Annotated in this window: 11 protein-coding genes; all 11 read right to left on the reverse strand. The window is 62.9% G+C overall.

What is annotated here, in order from left to right; genetic code table 11:
* Positions 1-3 precede the first annotated feature (3 nt).
* The 11 genes from mprF to ACWNC0_RS02370 all read right to left on the reverse strand — a co-directional run bounded on the left by mprF (position 4) and on the right by ACWNC0_RS02370 (position 19675).
* Positions 4-2604, reverse strand: a complete 2601-nt coding sequence (mprF, locus tag ACWNC0_RS02320; RefSeq protein ID WP_449469323.1) for a bifunctional lysylphosphatidylglycerol flippase/synthetase MprF — start codon at positions 2602-2604, stop codon at positions 4-6.
* Positions 2605-2608: 4 nt separating this feature from the next.
* Positions 2609-3349: an AcvB/VirJ family lysyl-phosphatidylglycerol hydrolase gene (locus ACWNC0_RS02325; protein ID WP_449469324.1), complete on the reverse strand. Its 741-nt coding sequence runs from the start codon at positions 3347-3349 to the stop codon at positions 2609-2611.
* On the reverse strand, positions 3331-6705 hold the full coding sequence (locus ACWNC0_RS02330; RefSeq protein WP_449469326.1) for a glycosyltransferase: 3375 nt from the start codon (positions 6703-6705) through the stop codon (positions 3331-3333). Before ACWNC0_RS02330 ends, ACWNC0_RS02325 begins: the two co-directional genes overlap by 19 nt.
* 214 nt (positions 6706-6919) lie before the next feature.
* Positions 6920-7336 carry a BLUF domain-containing protein gene (locus ACWNC0_RS02335; RefSeq protein WP_449469327.1) on the reverse strand — a complete coding sequence of 139 codons (417 nt, stop codon included), beginning with the start codon at positions 7334-7336 and terminating at the stop codon, positions 6920-6922.
* 238 nt (positions 7337-7574) lie between these two features.
* Positions 7575-9011, reverse strand: coding sequence for a glutamate synthase subunit beta (locus ACWNC0_RS02340; protein WP_449469328.1), 1437 nt, complete (start codon positions 9009-9011; stop codon positions 7575-7577).
* A gap of 64 nt (positions 9012-9075) precedes the next feature.
* Positions 9076-13722 (reverse strand): glutamate synthase large subunit, encoded by a 4647-nt coding sequence (gene gltB / locus ACWNC0_RS02345; RefSeq protein WP_449469330.1) that lies wholly within the window; start codon positions 13720-13722, stop codon positions 9076-9078.
* Between the two features lie 269 nt (positions 13723-13991).
* A complete protein-coding gene (locus ACWNC0_RS02350; RefSeq protein WP_449469331.1) occupies positions 13992-14471 on the reverse strand; it encodes a VOC family protein in 480 nt (159 codons plus the stop codon).
* Entirely contained in the window at positions 14468-15814 is a 1347-nt protein-coding gene (locus tag ACWNC0_RS02355) for a DUF1552 domain-containing protein (protein ID WP_449469333.1), read from the reverse strand. Before ACWNC0_RS02355 ends, ACWNC0_RS02350 begins: the two co-directional genes overlap by 4 nt.
* The gene (locus ACWNC0_RS02360; protein ID WP_449469334.1) at positions 15814-17511 is read right to left on the reverse strand and encodes a DUF1592 domain-containing protein; all 1698 of its coding nucleotides are present in this window, start codon (positions 17509-17511) and stop codon (positions 15814-15816) included. Before ACWNC0_RS02360 ends, ACWNC0_RS02355 begins: the two co-directional genes overlap by 1 nt.
* Complete coding sequence (locus tag ACWNC0_RS02365; RefSeq protein WP_449469336.1) at positions 17508-18728, reverse strand: hypothetical protein; 1221 nt, start codon at positions 18726-18728, stop codon at positions 17508-17510. Before ACWNC0_RS02365 ends, ACWNC0_RS02360 begins: the two co-directional genes overlap by 4 nt.
* A 152-nt stretch (positions 18729-18880) precedes the next feature.
* The gene (locus tag ACWNC0_RS02370; protein ID WP_449469337.1) at positions 18881-19675 is read right to left on the reverse strand and encodes an IclR family transcriptional regulator; all 795 of its coding nucleotides are present in this window, start codon (positions 19673-19675) and stop codon (positions 18881-18883) included.
* Between the last annotated feature and the right edge of the window lie 108 nt (positions 19676-19783).

A 19783-nucleotide genomic window follows, 5' to 3' on the forward strand; every position in this document is an offset into this window, starting at 1 on the left:
GCCCTATCGGACATCCAAAGCCCTCCGTCCAGCATTCCGCATCCGACTGACGGCGCTCCTTGGCCCGCCTTCGATAAGGCGCTGAAGGTCCAGCATGGCCCGCAGCATCGACAACCCCTGCGGCCCGGCGATGAAGCGCGGCTCCCAGGACGGTGTGAACTTCGCCTTATAGGCGCGGAGGCCCTTGAAGCCGTAGAGGCTGCCGCCATGCTTGAAAATCAGCGCTCCCGCCTTCACCCAGATGGGCGAGAGCCGACGCGCCTCCAGTCCCGACAGCGGCGCCATGCCGAGCGTGAACCAACGGTAGCCTTGCGCCTTTCCCCAAAGCATGAGGCGGCAAAAGAGGAAGTCCATCATGCCCGCGGGCATGTCTGCATCATGCCGCATCAGGTCCACGGACAATTCCCCATGATCGGCGGTGGCCCATATGTTCGCAAAGGCGATGATCCTGCCCTCCCGTCGCACGACCGCGCAATCGAAACGCTGCAAATAGGCCGGGTCGAACCGGCCGACGCTGAACGCTTTTTCGGCACCCCCCTTGGCTTTGAGCCACCGGCGCGACACTGCTTCCATCTCATCGATCAGCAGGGCGACGTCAGCGGCGGGCACGATCTCGAAAGTCACGCCTTCCCCTTCGGCTCGGCGTAACGCGTGGCGGAATGGCTTGCCCTTGGGTCCGTCGATCGTGAAGCGAGACAGGTCGACGCGCGCCTCCTCCCCATATTTGACGAGCGACAGGCCAAGATCGATGGCAAGGGGCAGACCATCAAGGCTAAGCTGATAAAGCAGAAGCCGCCCCTGCGCCGCGTCCGCCCGCTCACGCAGTTCCCAAAGCAGGCTGCCCCATTCGCTCGGGTCCCCGACCGGGTCGCTCATGACAATCCAGCTATGACCCTGAATCTGATACATCAGGAATGCCCTGCCCGATGGGGACGTCAGGAACAGCTTATCACCGGTCAGCGACAGGAACGCGTCGGTTTTCCGGGCTGACGCCAGCGCCTCCTGACTGGGGCTGGTCGAGATGACCGGCCCGGCGAAGGGCGATGCCGGACGGAGCAACTGCCACAAGGCCGCCCAAATCAGCAGGACGCCGGTCGCAAGGGCTGCGCGCAGGAAGCGGGATGCGTCATGGTGCCGACCGAACTGCCACCATAGGTCATTCTGATAATCGACATGCTTGAAAGCAAAGAAGCCGATCCACACCGATATGCCGATCGCAACTGCCAGCGCAATGATCCAGCCCGGCGCAAGCATGGCAGAGGTCAGGCTGGTCTTGCGGTAAAAGGCGGGACGGCTCCATTGCAGCAGGCCGGTAATGATGATCAGGACGGCCGCTTCCTCATAATCCAGCCCCTTCATCAGGGAGAAGCCAGCCCCCGCCAGCAACAGCAGCCGGGTCAGCCAGAACGCGCCATCCTGCCGCCGGTATAGCCCCGATGCGAGCAGCACCAGCATCGCCCCGATCATGCTGGCGGCCAGGTGAGACGCCTCAACAAAGGGCATGGGAAGGATGCTGCTCACGGCCCTGAACCGGGCCGGTATGGCGGGCAGCGATCCGGACACCAGCAGGACGATGCCACCGGCCGCCGCCAGCATCGCCAGAACCGCAGGGGCAATCTCCCGACCCAGACTTTCCGCTCCACTAAGCACGCGCCGAACCGGGCTTTGCCATGCGTGTCGTTCATGCAAAACTATAAGGAATGCCGCTGCCGCCAAGGGCAGCAGATAATAGACCAGGCGATAGGCGAGCAGCGCTGCGAACAGCGAAGGCCGCGCGACCTGCGGCACGGTAGCGAGGACCACGGCCTCGAACAGCCCGACGCCGCCCGGCACATGGCTGATCAAGGCAATGATGATGCCCAGCGTATAGGCCAGGAAGAAGGCCGGAAAGAGCGTGATGGCGATATGAGGCAGCAGCACAAACAGCGCCGCGCTCGACAGCGTGAGGTCAACACAGGCAATGCCGATCTGCGCCGCCGCCTGTCCGCGCGATGGCAACATGAGCGTCCATCCGAACAGCCGGACGGGATGCGGCGTGCGCCTTAGCGCAGCCAATGCCACCGCGACTCCGGCGAGCATGCAAAAGCCCAGTAGCTGTAGAGCCGAGGCGTCAATGGGAAACGCCTTGATGGCGATCGGCATCGGATCGACCGCCAGGAACAGCGCCGCCATCGTCATCACGCCGCCCCAGAAGGACAGGCTGGCCGACGCGATCACTCGGGCGACATCGCCCGGTCCCAATCCCGCCGCGCCATAAATGCGCATGCGCGCCGATCCGCCGGTCAGCAGCGAAAGACCCAGATTGTGGCTGAGCGTGTAGCTGCAAAAGGATGCGAGCGCCGCCGTGCGCCAGGCGATCCGCTTGCCGATGATGCGCAGCGCCATATGGTCATACAGCGTCAGCGAAAGATAGCTGAGGATCGTCAGCGCCAATGCGCCAGCGAGCGCGCCGGGCGTGATGGCCCGGATCGCGCCGCGCAGGTCATGGCCATGCACCTCGGACAGGAGGTGGAACACCATCGCCAGCCCCAATCCCATCATCAGCAGGAGGAGCGCGACGGAAAGGGCGCGCCGATGTCTGGCAGAGGAGAGCGCCGCGATCATGGCGCTATGCCGGATGGACGGGCGAGGCCAGCGTCCGGTCTATAGCCTGCAACAATATCCCGCTCGCGCTGTCCGCATCATGGTGCAGCTCATGTCCACCGGGCAGGCGGACGGTCGTCGCATTGCGCTGGCGGAGCGCAGGGCAAAGACTCGACCGTTCCTCCGCGCCATGGATGCAAAGCAGCGGCACCCAACTCAATTTGCGGCCCGCGAGAGAGGCATCTTCTTCCGGCTCCCCGATCGAGAATATCTCCGAGGGCGACGCGCGCCACTCGCGTGTCCCACCCGGGACGATCAGGCCGACAAAGGCGATCCGGCGGCGCAGTTCGTTCGGCACATAGGGCAGGGATGGCGCGATGACATCGGCCCCGAAGGATTGGCCTAGCAGCAGCAGCCGGGCCTGAGGATCGATCGCGATCGCGCGCCGCAACCCGTCGGCTATCATTGCGCCGGTCTGCTCGGGCGTACGGCGGACGCGGAAGAAGTGCAGGCTGTTCTCGGCGACCACGGGGATACCATGATCCGTCAGGCGATCGGCAATCGCCGGACCAAGTCCCGCATGGAAGCCCATGTCACCAGATAGGTAAAGCGCGACCGCATGCCGATCCGCCTTCTGCCCGGCCTTGGCAGGCATGACGTCGAACAGATGCCCGCCCACATATCCCAGATACCAGAAAGACAGGACAATGGCGCCGCACAACAGCAGCAATGTGCGCGCCAGCGATTTCACGCCGCCTTGTTCCATGCCGCCATATCCTCCGCCGCGCCGCCCGATGCCTGCACCCGGCCGCTCCGCTCCAACTTACCCCATCCGACCCATGGCCCTAATATGGCGGTCGCGGTGGCACGGATCACGACGCCGTACATAATCTGGCGATAGACAAAGCGCTGTGCCACCAACAACAAGGCAGGGTAGCGCCGCTCGCGCGGTTCGAGCCTGTAGGCGACAGCGCCGCACAGCACGTCGATGGCGCAGAAGGCAAGCCAATAGAGACCCATGCGCAGCACATCGGTTTGCGTCTGCGCCCAGCCATGCTGATGGATGCGCACCGCCGTATCGATGCTGCTGACGATCAGGGCGAGGTCGATGATCGGCGACACCAATGCAAAGCCGATCTGGAACAGCCAGGCCTGCGGCAATCCGACCCAGCTCAAACCCGCTGGCTTGCCATCGCGCCAGATGCCGCGATGCTTCCACAGGCACTGCAAAGTGCCATAGGCCCAGCGGAATCGCTGCTTGGCAAGCGCGCGGAAGCTTTCGGGCGCTTCGGTCCAGGCGACGGCTTCAGTATCATAGGCGACAAGCCAGCCCGCGCGCTGGACCGCGATCGTCAGGTCCTGATCCTCCGCCAGCGTGTCGAGCGGATAACCGCCCACCTCGTCCAGCGCCGCCCGTCGCCATGCGCCGACCGCACCCGGCACGACCGTAATCGCGCCGAACCGCGCCAGCGCCCGCCGCTCCAGATTTTGCGCGGTCACATACTCCACCGCCTGCCAGCGGGTGACGAGGTTCACGCGGTTGCCGACCATCGCATTGCCCGCCACCGCGCCCACATCCTCATCTGCGAACCAACGGGCGAGCCGGGCGATGGTCAGGGGTTCGAACTGCGTGTCTGCATCAAGCGCGACGATGATCGGCGCGCGCGCCAGCTCCAGCGCGCGGTTGAGTGCCGCAGCCTTGCCACCATTGGTGAGGGTAAGCAGCCGGACGCGATCGTCCCCGGCGAAGGCGCGTGTGACGATCGCGCTCGTTCCGTCGGTGGAGCCATCGTCCACGACAATAACGTCCAGCGTCACCTGTTCGCTCGCGAGCACGCGGCGCACCGACGCCTCGATCACCTTGGCCTCATTGAAGGCAGGGATAATCACCGACACAAAAGTGTTGGGCTGCATCACTGGTGGTTCGACCCGGTTGGAGCGCAGACGACTGCCAAGCGCCAGCGCCGCCAGCATCAGCGCCCGGCCGATGCCGAACAGGATGACCGCGAAGAACAGCCATTTAAGCGTTGCCGCGATCGCGGCCAGCACAAGGAAGACCGCAACGTCGATCCGCACCGCCACCAAATCTGCGCCGCCGATCCGTGGCATCACCTTGTCCGGTGTCAGCCCTGCGAGGGTGGATATGGTGACGAAGCGATAGCCCTTCGCCTCCAGCCGCTTGATGATGCGGGGCAACGCCGCGACCGTCTGCGCCCGGTCCCCGCCGCTGTCGTGCAGCAGGACAACCTGTGCTGAGCGGTCAGCGTCCCCGGCTTCAACTTGCTGAACCGTGCGGTCGACGATTGCATCGACGCCCGGCCGCGTCCAATCGCCCGGATCGACATGCAAGCCGACATTCAGATAACCGGCGCGCTGCGCCTCCAGCGCGGGACCGATCTCGTCCGCGCTGGTGGGTTCGGCGTCCCCGAAATAAGGCGCGCGGAATAGGCGCATGGCCCGGCCGGTATAGGCTTCCACCAGCCGCTGCGTGCTGTTCAGTTCCAGCGAGACGCCGCGTGGCGAGACCTGGGCCAGATTGGGGTGGGTGTAGCTATGGCTGCCGATTTCGCTGCCCTGCGCAATGATCTCGCGCAGCAGCGAAGGATGCATGATCGCATTTTCGCCTATGACGAAGAAGGTGGCGGGCACGTGCGCGCGCTTCAATATGTCGAGGATCGGCGGCGTCCACACCGCGTCCGGCCCATCATCGAAGGTCAACGCCACCATATGCGGGCGGTAACCCGTCCGCCGGATGACATAGGGGGTGGGCAGACTGGCATAATGTTCGTCGATGATCAGCCCGCTTAGCGGCCCTGAACCCATGCGCACCGTTCGATGACCGATGGTGGGCACATCGTCGATCCGCAGGATTTCGCCATTGCCTTCGACATCGACGGAATTGAAGCTGGTAAGCCTTCCAAGCCCTTCGACCTTGCCCTTCTTCCCGGCGAGTGCGGACCAGAAGCCGGGGTCCTCCGACCCCAGGCGCCACAGCGCGATCCCGCCTGCGCCAGTGATCCGGGCGGCGCGAACCTGATTCCAGGCGCTAGCCGCGTCCAGCATCCAGACATGATGGACAACGCCATCCTCGGAATAGTCGAAGGTCGCGTTGCCGCTTCTGGCGTCAAAGCGGATCGGAGCGCCCGAGTCATGCGCCGTCAGCCATGCATCTTCGATCGACAGGATCGAAGCCGGGCCTCCGCCTTGTTTCCAGTCATAGGCATAGTTGCCGATCGCCACGATCGCCTTGGATGCCGGGACGGCACGCAGCGCGGCGCGCAAGCGGCCCACGAACCAGGGCTGCGCGGCGATCGGTCCTGGCTGATCACCGATGAAATGCTGGTCATAGTCCATCAGGAAAAGGCGGTCGGCCACGCGCGCATAGGCACGCAAGTTCCAACGCGCATCATCCACTGGCACGGTCAGCATCACTTGCTGATTTTGACTGTGCAGCAGTTGTCCTGCTTCCTTGAGGAACGACAGATAATCGGCGTGCGCGCTAGGCGGCAGCGCTTCCAGATCGAATATGACTCCTGATGCTTTGAGCGCCTTCAGCGACTGAGCCAGGCGCAGGAGCAGCGCCTTCCGCGCCGCGCGGTCGTGCAGCAGCGCCGACGTCCCGGCACCATCCCAATCGCCATCATCGGCATTCTGCACGACCGGCATGACACGCGGGCGATGAGCCGAGGTACGGATGAGCGACGTGAAAACCGGATCATTCGTGACGCGCAGATCATGGCGCGGGCCGGTAACCGACAGCAAGGTCGGGGCCACCCAGTCGATCTGGCCGATATGCTGGCGTAAAGACGCCCGGCTTGCGTCGTCCCATGGTACATAGAAGGCGACGCTGACAGCCTTACCATCGGCGCCCGGGCCGCGATGCGGCAGCCATTCTGACAGGCGATGGCGAACCGAAGCCTGGAAATGGTTCAGGCGCTGACCGATGCCTTCCGGACGGCGGCGCTCCATCTGCAAAGGAACGGCAGGTGGGATGGGCACATTGATGATCGTATAGGCAAAGGCCATTCCGGCGGCGAGAATAACGATGATCAGGCAGAAAAGAGCCGGCAGCGTCAAGCGGCGCCTGCGGCCGGTGGCATCGTAGAAAACTGGCCTGTGCATCGTTCGCCTATCCGACTGGAGAGGCGACGCAACAGGGGTGAGCGCCGCCTCTCACTTACGTGGCCACCATGTGAGCCGCTGCACGGGATAGCTGGCATGGCCTAACCGACGCATGGTCGGCAGATTACAACTTTGTCATGGGAGGGGCCTGAACATGCCGTGTGGCAGGAAATGGCGCTGATCGACGCAGCGCCGATGAGGAACCCGCAGCATGTTATCCCCGGCCCATCATGGCCGTTTCGGACATGAACCGGGCGAGTGCTTCTGCGCAGTTTACAGGATCATCGGCAGCTTCCCTCAATAACTGCTCAACTTCGGGATAATTCGCTTGAGCAGGTACGACATAGGCAAGCGACCAGGTGACGAACCGTCGGTGGGGATAGACGCCTTCGGCGATGGTGCGGATATTTTCATGCCTCAAGTCATCGAGGATGAGACGCTGCAACACGTCCACGGCGTCTGCTGGTCCTTCGAGATATTGCGCGAAACTGCGGCCGGTAAACAGGAGCGCGCCCGTCACGTGAAGGCGGTGATTACGCGGAACGGAATCCCTGACGATATCCGCGGCCAGCTCATCGGCCTCATCCTCGGCGAGCCTGCTGGCGCTGATGTAGAACCATCTGAAGACCATCGACGCGAACTCCGGAAGGCCGCTGGTCCTCATTATAAAGGCGGCTATCCGTTCGTCGCCAACTCACAGGGGTTAAACACAAAGCCCCGGCCCCTGCCGCCATTCAAACGCCGCTGCCCCCTCGCTCAAGAGCAAGTTAGCAGCGACGTATGGCGATTGGGTCGAGACCTTGCCGGAGTAATGCGGATGATTGGCCCCGTCCTTCGGAGCCTTTCACCGTCGCAATTGCCTTCAGCGCTTAACGAGGAAGGTCGCTGACGCCCATCAGGTGCAGATCGACTGCGCGAGCGCACTGTCGGCCCTCGCGAATGGCCCAGACGACCAGCGATTGGCCGCGGCGCATGTCGCCACAGGCGAACACCGACGACTGGCTGGTGGCATAGTCGATCATGTTGGCCTTCACATTGCCGCGCGCATCGAGGTCGGCACCGGATTGTTCAACCATGCCTGCCTTGCGAGGGCCAACGAAGCCCATCGCCAAGAGGACGAGGTCGGCCTTCAGTTGGAATTCGCTACCCGCGATTTCCTGCATCTTGCCGTCAACCCATTCGACGCGCACGCATTCGAGCGCCTCGATCTGGCCGTTCTTGCCGATCGCCCGCCGGGTGGTGACCGCCCAGTCGCGATCGCACCCTTCCTGATGAGAGGAAGACGTGCGCAACTTGAGCGGCCAATTGGGCCAGCTGAGCGACTTTTCCTCCCTCTCGGGTGGCTTTGGCATGATCTCCAATTGGGTGACCGATGCTGCGCCCTGCCGGTTGGATGTGCCAACACAGTCCGAACCCGTGTCACCACCGCCGATGACGACGACATGCTTGCCCTGCGCGGACAAGGTGCCGCGCGGCGCGGCGCGCAGCTCATCGTCGCCCGCATTGCGCTTGTTCTGCTGCGTCAGGAATTCCATCGCCAGCCGCACGCCAGCCAGCTCGCTGCCCGGAATATCCAGCGTGCGCGGATGTTCGGCGCCACCGGACAGAACCACGGCGTCATAATTGCTACGCAGCGCATCCATCGAGATGGCGACGCCGATCTCCGTCGAAGTGCGGAATTCGACACCTTCCGCTTCCATCTGCTGGGCGCGGCGATTGATCAGGTGCTTTTCCATTTTGAAGTCGGGGATGCCATAACGCAGCAAACCGCCGACCCGGTCATTCTTTTCGAACACGGTCACGGTGTGACCAGCGCGGGCAAGCTGTTGCGCGCAGGCAAGGCCAGCGGGGCCAGAGCCGACGACGGCAACGCGTTTGCCGGTCTTGCGCGCGGGCAGCTGCGGTTCGATCCAGCCTTCACGCCAACCGCGATCGACGATTTCGCACTCGATCGACTTGATGGTGACGGGAGAGTCCACGATGTTCAGCGTGCAGCTCGCCTCGCACGGGGCGGGACAGACGCGGCCGGTGAATTCCGGGAAGTTATTGGTGCTGTGCAGCGTTTCCAGCGCCGTCTTCCAATCGTCTTCATAGACGAGGTGGTTCCAGTCAGGGATGATGTTGTTCACCGGACAGCCATTGTGACAGAAGGGAATGCCGCAGGCCATGCAGCGCGCGGCCTGGTCGCGGATCTCTTCCTTCGACAGCGGGACGATGAACTCGTTCCAGTGCTTCAGGCGCTCTTCGGGCGCGGTGTAGCTGCGATCTTTGCGCTCAACCTCGAGGAAACCAGTGGGCTTGCCCAAACTCTTTCTCCAAACTTCTCAATCTTGTCGCTTGCGAGGGAGTAATGCCCTCGCCCCATGAAGCCTATTCGGCGGCCACGGGGGCTACGGCAACGCGTTCATCTTCCATGCTCTGCAGAGCCTTGCGATAATCCTTCGGCATGACCCGGACGAAGTTCGCAAGCGTGCCCTGCCAGTCGGCCAGCAGCGCCTCGGCGCGTTCCGAACCGGTGTACAGCTTATGCCGTTCGAGCAAGATGCGCAGGCGGTCGGCGTCATGGCGAAGCATGTCGCCCATACCCCAATCATGCACGTCCACGCCGCGTTGCAGCGGACGGCCAAGGCCATCGTCATCCGAAGCCATTGCCGGGACCGGATCAACATCGACCATCGCGGGATTAACCTTCGATCGGAAGCTGCCATCGGGATCGTAGACATAGGCGATGCCGCCAGACATGCCCGCCGCGAAGTTACGGCCGGTTTGCCCGAGCACGACGACCACGCCGCCGGTCATATATTCGCAGCCATGATCGCCGACGCCCTCGACGACGGCGATCGCGCCCGAGTTGCGGACAGCGAAACGTTCACCACCAACGCCGCGGAAGAAGGCTTCGCCGGAAATGGCACCGTAGAGGACGGTGTTGCCAACGATGATATTGTCGGTGGGGACGCGCTTGGTATCTGCTGGCGGACGGACGATAATGCGGCCGCCGGACAAGCCCTTGCCTACATAGTCGTTCGCATCGCCGGTCAGGTCTAGCGTCACGCCGTGCGCCAGGAACGCGCCGAAGCTCTGGCCCGCAACGCCTTGCAGCTTCACCAGGATGCTGTTGTCGGGCAGACCGGCATGGCCAAAGCGACGGGCAACCTCGCCCGACAGCATTGCGCCGACGGTGCGGTTGACGTTGCGGATCGGCCGCTCGATGCGAACCGGATCGCGCCTTTCCAGCGCGTCCATCGACGCCTTGATCAATTCCTGATCCAGCGCGGCGTCCAGACCATGATCCTGGCCCTCGGTGTTGCGCAGGACCAGATCCTGATCCGGTGCGACCTGATGGAGCAGGCGGCTGAGGTCGACGCCCTTGGCCTTCCAGTGATCGATGGCGTCGCGCATGTCGAGCCGATCGACGCGGCCGACCATTTCCTCGATCGTGCGGAAACCGAGCTGCGCCATGATGGTACGCAGTTCTTCCGCGACGAAGAAGAAATAGTTGATCACATCTTCCGGCTGGCCAGTGAAACGCTTGCGCAGTTCGGGGTCCTGGGTTGCGACGCCGACCGGGCAAGTGTTGAGGTGGCACTTGCGCATCATGATGCAGCCCGCCGCGATCAGCGGGGCGGTGGCAAAGCCGAATTCGTCCGCGCCGAGCAAGGCGCCGATGGCAACGTCACGGCCGGTCCGAAGACCGCCATCAACCTGCACGGCTATACGGGTGCGCAGGCCGTTGAGCAGCAGCGTCTGCTGGGTTTCGGCGAGGCCAATTTCCCATGGGCTACCCGCATGGGTCAGCGACGTCAGCGGCGACGCGCCTGTGCCGCCTTCATAGCCCGAGATGGTGACATGGTCTGCCCGAGCTTTGCTGACGCCCGCCGCGACCGTGCCCACGCCGACTTCCGACACCAGCTTCACGGAGATGCGGGCGCCCGGATTGACGTTCTTCAGGTCGTGGATCAGCTGCGCCAGATCCTCGATCGAATAGATGTCATGGTGCGGCGGCGGGGAGATAAGGCCCACGCCCGGCGTAGAGTGACGCGTCTTGCCGATGGTCTTGTCGACCTTGTCACCCGGTAGCTGACCACCTTCGCCGGGCTTTGCGCCCTGCGCCATCTTGATCTGCACATCGTCGGCATTGACCAGATATTCGGTCGTCACGCCGAAGCGGCCCGATGCCACCTGCTTGATCGCGGAACGCATGGAATCCCCATTGGGCAGCGGGATGAACCGCTTGGGGTCTTCCCCGCCTTCGCCGGTGTTCGACTTGCCGCCGATGCGGTTCATGGCGACAGCAAGGGTCGTGTGCGCTTCCCAGCTGATCGAGCCATAGCTCATCGCGCCAGTCGCGAAACGCTTCACGATAGCACTGGCCGGTTCGACCTCTTCAAGCGGAATAGCCTGATCCGCGAACCTGAACTTCATGAGGCCGCGAATGGTCAGCAGCCGCTCATTCTGTTGATTGATGGACGCGGCGAAGGCTTCATATTCCTTCGGATTGTTGCCGCGCACCGCATGCTGGAGCGAAGCGACGCTCTGCGGCGTCCAGGCATGTTCCTCGCCACGGACGCGATAGGCGTAGGCGCCACCGACATCCAGCATGTTGCGGTAGATCGGATTGTCGCCGAACGCCTCGCGATGGCGGTTGACCGTTTCCTCCGCAATCTCGGCAAGGCCGATGCCCTCGATGGTGGTCGCGGTGCCGGTGAAGTAGCGCTCCAGGAAGGCGGAATTGAGGCCGACCGCGTCGAAAATCTGCGCGCCGCAATAGCTCTGATAGGTCGAAATGCCCATCTTGGACATGACCTTCAGGATGCCCTTGCCAACCGCCTTGATATAGTTTTTCTGAACTTCGTAGGCGGACAGCGGCAGGTTCTGCTTCACGCGGATCTGCTCAAGCGTCTCGAACGCGAGATAGGGGTTAACCGCCTCCGCGCCATAACCGGCAAGGACGCAGAAATGATGCACTTCGCGCGCTTCGCCGGTTTCGACAACCAGGCCGGTCTGCATGCGCAGGCCCTGGCGGATGAGGTGATGGTGGACCGCTGCGGTTGCCAACGCGGCCGGGATGCCGATGCGCTCGGCTGAAACGTTGCGGTCGGACAGGATCAGGATGTTCTGGTCCGCGAGCACCGCTTCAGTCGCTTCGTTGCAGATGCGATCGAGCGCGCGCTCCAGACCAGCGGCCCCTTCCGTCGTCGGCCAGCTGATGTCGATCGTCTGCGTGCGGAACGCACCGTCCAGCGCATCATGGATGCCGCGAATTTTGGCAAGGTCTTCGTCGGTCAGCACCGGCTGAAGAGTTTCCAGCCGCTTGTGCGTGCCAGCATGATGGCCAAGCAGGTTCGGACGCGGGCCGATCATCGACACCAAGCTCATCACCAGTTCCTCGCGGATCGGGTCGATCGGCGGGTTGGTGACCTGGGCGAAATTCTGCTTGAAATAGTCGTAGAGCAGTCGCGATTTTTGGCTGAGCACGGCGATAGGCGTGTCGATGCCCATGGACCCGATCGGGTCTTCCGCATTGCGCGCCATCGGCTCCAGGAACTTCAGCACGTCTTCCTGGGTGTAGCCGAACGCCTGCTGACGATCGAGGAACGCCGCCGCGTCGTTGCCGCGCGATGGCAGCAGGTCCTCGCCAAGGGTGGCGGGCAACTCTTCGAGCTTATACTGCGTTTCCTTCAGCCACTCCTCATAGGGATGTTCATCCGCGAGTTGGGCCTTGATCTCCTCGTCCTCGATGATGCGGCCTTGCTCCAGGTCGATGAGCAGCATCTTGCCCGGCTGAAGCCGCCACTTGCGGACGATATTTTCTTCCTTGAAGGGCAGGACGCCGCTTTCCGATGCCAGCACGATATGATCGTCATCTGTCACGATGAAGCGCGCCGGACGCAGGCCGTTGCGGTCGAGCGTCGCGCCAATCTGGCGGCCGTCGGTGAAAGCGATGGCGGCGGGGCCGTCCCACGGCTCCATCAGCGCGGCGAAATATTCGTAGAAGGCCTTACGCTTCGGGTCCATCAGCGGATTGCCCGCCCATGCTTCCGGGATCAGCATCATTACCGCCTGCGCCAGCGGGTAGCCACCGGCGACCAGCAGTTCGAGCGCATTGTCGAGGCAAGCCGTGTCCGACTGACCATGCGGGATCAGCGGCCACATCTTGTCGAGGTCCGCGCCCAGCAGCGGCGATTCGAGCGTGCGGCGGCGCGCGTTCATCCAGTTCACATTGCCGCGAACCGTGTTGATCTCGCCATTATGCGCGATGAAGCGATAGGGGTGCGCGAGCTTCCACGACGGGAAGGTGTTGGTCGAAAAGCGCTGGTGAACCAGCGCCAGCGCCGATTGCGTCAGCGGGTTGCGCAGATCATCATAGAAGCTGCCGACCTGATCACAGAGGAGCAGACCCTTGTAGACGACCGTGCGGGTGGAAAAGGACGGCACGTAGAAATCGGCCAGCGCCTCCAGCCCCTGCTTCTGCGACAATTCCTTCAGCGGATTCTGCGTTTGCTTGCGGATGGCGAGTAGCTTGCGCTCGAACGCGTCCTGATCCTTCGTTCCGGCGCCTCGGCCCACGAAGCACTGACGGATGGTCGGCATCTCGTCCAGCACCGTCTGGCCCAGCCCGTCGAGGGTCACCGGCACGTCGCGCCAACCCAGGAGGACCTGGCCTTCCTTCAGGATAAAGCGCTCAAGCTGCTGCACGGCGGCGGCTTCGGCATCCCCGTCACGCGGCAGGAAGCACATGGCAACGCCATAATCGCCTGGCTGCGGCAGATCGATGCCCGCGCCGGTGGCCCAATCGCGATACAGCGAATCAGGAATCTGAATTAGAATGCCCGCGCCGTCACCCACCAAGGGGTCCGCGCCGACTGCGCCACGGTGGTCGATATTGCGCAGAATGTCCAAGCCACGAAGAACAATATCGTGGGTTTTTAATCCCTTTATGTTGGCGATGAAGCCGACGCCGCATGCGTCATGCTCATTACCGGGATCATATAAACCTTGCTTGCTTGGGTAAGCCATTCACATTCCATTCCGTGCGATCTTGCGAGCGCGCCATTACACGCGCGGCGGACAGCAGGGAATAGCTTTGGCGCGATTCCCTGACGGCGATCGATCAAAAAATCCGCATTTTAAGCAGAATCGGGCGAACTTGTCTGCGCACAGTCCGCCACCTGACCGTTCGAATCGGCCATAAATGTCTCATGCAATGCTGACAATAGGCGAGAGAAGGTCGTTCCTGAAGAGGTGGAACACAGCTCGCCACTGCTCGCCACGCCTTCAGACACGCCCTATTGACCCCGCAATTGCACCAGTTCCACGATTACGCCATCGGCATCGCGCACCACGCTGTTGATCACCGGCCCCTTCTCGTCCGCCGCAGCGATCCTGACGACGGGAAAACCTGCCGTCTGTACGCGCAGCGCGGCGGCCCGACTGTCACTGACCCGAATGCCGACCTTGGCCCCCGTCGAACGGTTCTGGGTGGCGTTTGGCTTTTCATAGTGAATGAGGATCAACAGCGGTTCGCTGGACCGGGGATCACCGGAAAAATTGAATGCGATTTTTTCGGCAGGATCACCCGGCTTGCTGATCGTAAAGACCGGCTTCATGCCGAGCGCGTCGACATAGAAGGATCGGGCGCGGGCCATGTCGGCCACCTCCAGCGACAGGAAACTGAACCCTGACATCGTAGGCTGACCTTGCGTCTGCGCGTAAACGGGCGCTGTTGCCAACAGCGCGGAGAGCGCAATCATCGCGGCGCGCTTCATGCCATGATCTCCGACAAGCTGCGCGACGTCCGCATGGCTTCCGTGCCCCAGGCATCGACGGGAACCCCCATCAACTGCTGCATGGTGAGGCCGACGCGCGAAATCGGATCGCCCTGGCCCGCGATATGGATGCCGCTCTTGACCTTCCCGCCTGCCCGTCCAGCCAGCATCACGGGAATGCCGTTCACATCGTGGTTCTTCGCGTAGCTGACCTCGGAATGAGCGACGACCAGCATATTGTCGAGCAAGGTGCCGTCCCCTTCCTTCACCGCCGACATTGCCGTTACGAAGTCGGCCCATCCCTGCATGCTCTGCGTGGAAAAGGCATCGACCGTTGGCTGGTAGCCCTTCGTGCGGTCCACCTGTTCCTCATGCGTAGCCTGATGATAGGCGGTGGGCGATCCAGCCTGCCGCAGGTCGGCAGTGGCGGTGGAAAAGACCATGTTGAATACCTTTGTCTGGTTGCACGCGACGGCCATCGCCAGCAGTTCCGCCATCAGCTTGTGCGACTGCTGGCGGGCGGTGACGTCCGTGCTGGCGGGCAGGTCGGCAGGCTGCGCTGGCACGATGCACGCCTCGGCCCGGGGCGGCTTTTCCAGTTGCAGCGCCAGCTTGTTCTCGACTTCACGGATGGAGGTGAAATAGCTATCGACCCGCGCCTTGTCCTCCGCTCCCAGCTTGCCCAGCATCCTGCGGCGCTCGTCGGTCACAGCGGACAACACGCTGCGACGCGCCATCACCTTGGGGTCGGGGGTAAATTCCGCCGCGTTGGGATCGCGGAAATCAGCGCCGAAGATGCGGCGGTACAGTTCCATGGGCGATGCGACGCTGGGGTTCATTTCCGTCCCGCTGCGATAGGAAAAGCTGGTGCGCGCATTGCCATCGGCACTCAGTTCCAGGCTGCGGAACAGCGTACCCGCGCCGATCGCGTCCGCAATGCTGACGTCGAATGTCGGGCCAACGAGCTGCTGCCATGTGTCGCTGGGCGTCCCGGTTCGAAGGCCCACATTGCCCGAGATATGCGGCTGGTTACTCTTGCCGCCCAAGGTGACACCGAAGCCTGAAAGCACGGAAACCTTGTCCTGCACCGGCTTGATCGGCGCGAGTTCGGGCGGGAGGTCGTAATTGGCGCCAGCCGTCTTGGGGTTCCAGCGATCGGGGATCATCCCACAGCCCCAGAACCATGTGCCAAAGCGCACCGGTAAGCGGCCGCCTCCATAGGTCGCGGCCACCGCCGCGCCATTATTGTCCAGGAAATAGTCGAGGAACGGCAGGCCCACGGCCACCGCGCCGCCGCTGAGCATCCCACGCAGCAAAAAGCCGCGCCTGTCGAACTGCGTCATCAACCTTTCCTTCCTGACGATGGCTTGCCCGCGATCCGGGATGCCACTGGCGCCCGGACGGCAAAGAATTGGGGATCGATGACGATCCGCCGGAACAGTGGCCGGATGCGAAATCCAGCCTGGGCAAAATCGTCATGCAGGCGCGTCGTCAAAGGCTCTTCGGACGGAAGCAGCGACCGCCCCGCCGCGTAACGCCACGCGGATTGCGCCACGCACTGCGTCACCTTTGGATTGTCATGCAACGCCTTGCCCAGACCCGCGCTGTCGGTGAACGACACCTTGTCCAGCATGCCCGTCGTGTCGATCGGCACGCCATTTTCCGTAGGCCGAAACTGTCCAGCGCCGTCGAAACTGTCCAGCGTCAGCCCCATCGGGTCAGTCAGCTTATGGCAGCTCGCGCATTCCTCATCGTCGAGATGCGCCTTCAACCGTTCGCGCGTAGTGCGAAAGGCGGGATTGCTCGTGTCCTGAACGATTGTGAAGTTCACATTGGCGGGCGGGGTCGGCACATGTTCGCACATCAGCACTTCGCGCAGCGCCTTGCCGCGCAACGTGGGCGAGGACCGCCCCTCATGGGAATGGAGCGCCAGAAAGCTGATCTGCGTCAGCAGCCCGACGCGCGGATCCTGATCCGGCAAGGTGATCATCGACCAGTCGCGCGGGCCATAGGGTATGCGATAGAGCGGGCTCAACTGCCGGTTCATCGCCATCCGGCGGGTGGTGAACAGGTCGCGATAATCGCCATTTTCCTCCACCAGCAGTGTCGTGATGGTGCGCAGCGTCTGTTCCCGCGCGGCGGGCGCGGCGAAAGAACGGAAGGCCGGGTAGATGATCCCGTCCTTGGACAGCGACATCATCCCTTCCAACTGGAGGAAATCGTCGAAGAAGGACCGCACGCCGGTTTCAAACCGGGGAGAGGCCATCAGCCGATCGACCTGTCGGATAAGCCCCGCCTTCGTCATCAGGCTACCGTCGGCCGCCGCCTGCAGCAGCTGTTCGTCTGGCGTGCTGTTCCACAGGAAGTAGCTGAGCTTGCTGGCGCGCGACCAGGCATCGATCGTCTGCCCGCCCGGCGCACTGGGGTCGGCCACCTCCTGGTCGGTCTGGAACAGGAAGGGCAGGTCCGACAGCATCGCCGTCAGCATGATCGCCAGCCCGCCGTGGAAATCCTTGAGCGTGGCTGACGCCGCCAGCGTCTGGGCGACGGCGAGCTTCACCTCCCCGTCAGTCAGCGGCCGACGGTAAATCCTGAGGCCCACCCGTTTGAAGAAATCCGCCGCGCAGGCCGCGCCTTGCGGATCGGATGCTGACGGCGCGCACCCGACCAGCCGGTCACGATGTTTCGCATCGACTACCTGTTCGGCGATGCCGCGCGCAATCTGCTCATATTGCTCCGCCCCCGCGGGGGTCAGCGACACCGCGCTGGTTCCCGCCGCCAGCAGGCCGCCGACCCGCATGTCCGGTTCGAACCGGCCGCTGACCTTGATGTCAGGTCCGAATATATCGGCAATGGTCGCGCGATATTGCGCCTCGGTCAGCCGTCGGAACTTGGGCACCTGTGGTTGCTGCGCCTGCTGCTGCGCTGGCGCATCCGCCTGTCCGGCGCTGGCGGCCATCAGAATTGCGCCGATGGAACAGAGCGCCGTGACTGCGGACAGCGCGCGAAGGACGCGCGGTGAATTCACCGGCCCGCTCACTGCTGCACCCCTTGCGCCACTTGCTGCGCTTTGATGAGGAAGACGGGCACACCCTTGAACCGCAATGCCGATGAAATGGCCGTGTTGCGCCCCGTCTTCGGGTCAGGGAAGGCATCGGCATAGCGGCGCACCGCCTTGATCAGCGCGGGGCAGGACATCCGCGTCAGATTGGCGCCCACCTGGGTCGATTGATGATAATTGTCCTCGATGCTCGCCAAAGTGTGATAGCCGTAAATGCCACCCTCTATGGCTTCGCCCGGCTTGATCTTCGCCTGAATGCGCGCCTGCCGGACCTCGCGATAGCTGTCGATGATCTGCTCACGCAACCGCAACCGTAAGTCGAACGGTTCAGTTAGCAGTTCGCCGTTGCGGATTTTTCCTTTGGCCTGCGCCATGAAGCGGCGATTCGGATCAACATCCAGACTGGCCCATGCCAGCGGCTTCCCCGCACCCGACAATTCCAAAGGATTGGCGCTGGCATAAAGGCGCACCGTCACATCATCGTCGTTGACCGGATCATCGACGCCGCTGACCTCGACCAGCGTGGGCGACGACATCGATGTGATCACCTCGTCCGCTACCTTGGGCGTGCCGAAATCGCGCGTGGAAAAAGTGCATCCCACCGCCCGGATCAGCTGGTTATCGACGCCCGGCTTCTTATCAGGGCTGACATAATCGTCCTTGCTCGCGCGGCCGTCCAGATCGATGCCGTAGGCGATTGGCCCCCGATAATCCTCATTCCCCTTTTCCATGAACGGGAAGTCTTCCGGATTGGTGCAGCTGTCATAGGCGAAACGGGTGCCCAGGAAGGCAGCTGTGCCCTTCCCCTTGGGTATATGATATTTCTGGCGCAAGGCTTCCTGTTCCGCTTCGCTCAGTTGAGCCATGCTGCCGTTTGAACCGGAAGGCTTGCCGGTAGGCACCATTTTGAAGCCCAGCCGCTGGCCCATCAGTTTGTGCAACTCTTGCACCTTGTCGGGCGCCTCATATTTCGCGCGCTCGGCGCGCGGCAGGCTTTTCAGAAACAGGTCGGACGAACTGAGCGACAGCGCGCGACACGCCTTTTCATCTTCGTAAGCCGCGACATAGACGTTCGTCAGCGCGAAGGAAAAGCTCTGCTGCTGCGGCGCGGACGCGCCAATCGCCATCATGCTGCTCACTACCAGCAATCCCGCCGCGACCCGCCTGTCGCGCACATGGGATCTCATATCTTTCATCACCCTCTCCTGCCGCCCGCGCTGTTACGCCGGTGTTTCTTCGTCCGTTATCATGCAGCCGCGCAGGCGTGCGCCACGGCGTTACTGTTCACCGAAGCGGCAGAAGTGATCCGAAATGTCTGGTAAGCCTGGATTTGGACAGATCAGGCTGATCAGAAACTCTGCATCGCGATTTCCACACTCATCCGCTGCGCCGCGCTGATCAACGCAGGCCCCAATTCGTCCAGCCGGGCGCGGGTAAGATGAGACGACCGATCCGAAATCGACAGCGACCCCTTGGGCAGCCCGTAGCGGTCCTTGACCACAGCAGCGACACAGCGAAGGCCATCGCTATGCTCTTCGTCGTCCAGCGCATACCCACGCGCCCTGATCTGCGCCAGTTCGCTACGCAGACGGTCACCGTCGATGATGCTGCGCGCGGTACGGGCCTTGAGCGGCGTGCTGTCCAGATAGCGGTCGAACTCCGGCCGGGACCATTGCGCCATCAGCACCTTGCCCGACGCCGTGCTATGCAGCGGCAGCACAGCACCCGGTCGCGCCGCAGTCTGGCGAAAACCGTTGGTCGCGGCTTGGCCGACATAACAGACACCCGCCCCCTCGGGCACGGCGATGTTCACGCAATGCTGCACTTCCGACATCAGTGACCGCATGATCGTGTGGCCCAGCTGGCCCAAGTCCCGCGTCTGGGCGAACACCGCACCCACGGTGAAGGCCTGGACGCCGATCGACCAGCCATTTTTCCGCCGGTCGAAAGCGACATAGCGCAACGCTTCCATGGTCGTCAGCAGGCGATGGGTAGTAGATCGCGGCAATCCCACGACACGGGACAGTTCGCTGAGCGTCATATGGTCGCTCTTGGCCAATTCATCGAGAATGCCGAATGCCCGCACCAGCGACTGGACTCGCCCAAGCAGACCGTTCTCCGGCTCTTGCTGACTATCGGTCACATCCTGTTCCTCGCCTGCTGAGCTGTCGTCGCGCGAACGCCAGCCTTAGAGAAACTGGTATGACCTGTTTCCCCGCCTTTGTCGATATGCTTTGCGTCGGCCTTCGAT

The sequence above is a fragment of the Sphingobium chungangianum genome (assembly GCF_977014255.1).

Bases quoted from the DNA above. Each gene is read 5' to 3' on its own strand.
- mprF (WP_449469323.1), bottom strand. From the start codon at position 2,604: ATGATCGCGGCGCTCTCCTCTGCCAGACATCGGCGCGCCCTTTCCGTC.
- ACWNC0_RS02325 (WP_449469324.1), bottom strand. From the start codon at position 3,349: ATGGAACAAGGCGGCGTGAAATCGCTGGCGCGCACATTGCTGCTGTTG.
- ACWNC0_RS02330 (WP_449469326.1), bottom strand. From the start codon at position 6,705: ATGCACAGGCCAGTTTTCTACGATGCCACCGGCCGCAGGCGCCGCTTG.
- ACWNC0_RS02335 (WP_449469327.1), bottom strand. From the start codon at position 7,336: ATGGTCTTCAGATGGTTCTACATCAGCGCCAGCAGGCTCGCCGAGGAT.
- gltB (WP_449469330.1), bottom strand. From the start codon at position 13,722: ATGGCTTACCCAAGCAAGCAAGGTTTATATGATCCCGGTAATGAGCAT.
- ACWNC0_RS02350 (WP_449469331.1), bottom strand. From the start codon at position 14,471: ATGAAGCGCGCCGCGATGATTGCGCTCTCCGCGCTGTTGGCAACAGCG.
- ACWNC0_RS02355 (WP_449469333.1), bottom strand. From the start codon at position 15,814: ATGACGCAGTTCGACAGGCGCGGCTTTTTGCTGCGTGGGATGCTCAGC.
- ACWNC0_RS02365 (WP_449469336.1), bottom strand. From the start codon at position 18,728: ATGAAAGATATGAGATCCCATGTGCGCGACAGGCGGGTCGCGGCGGGA.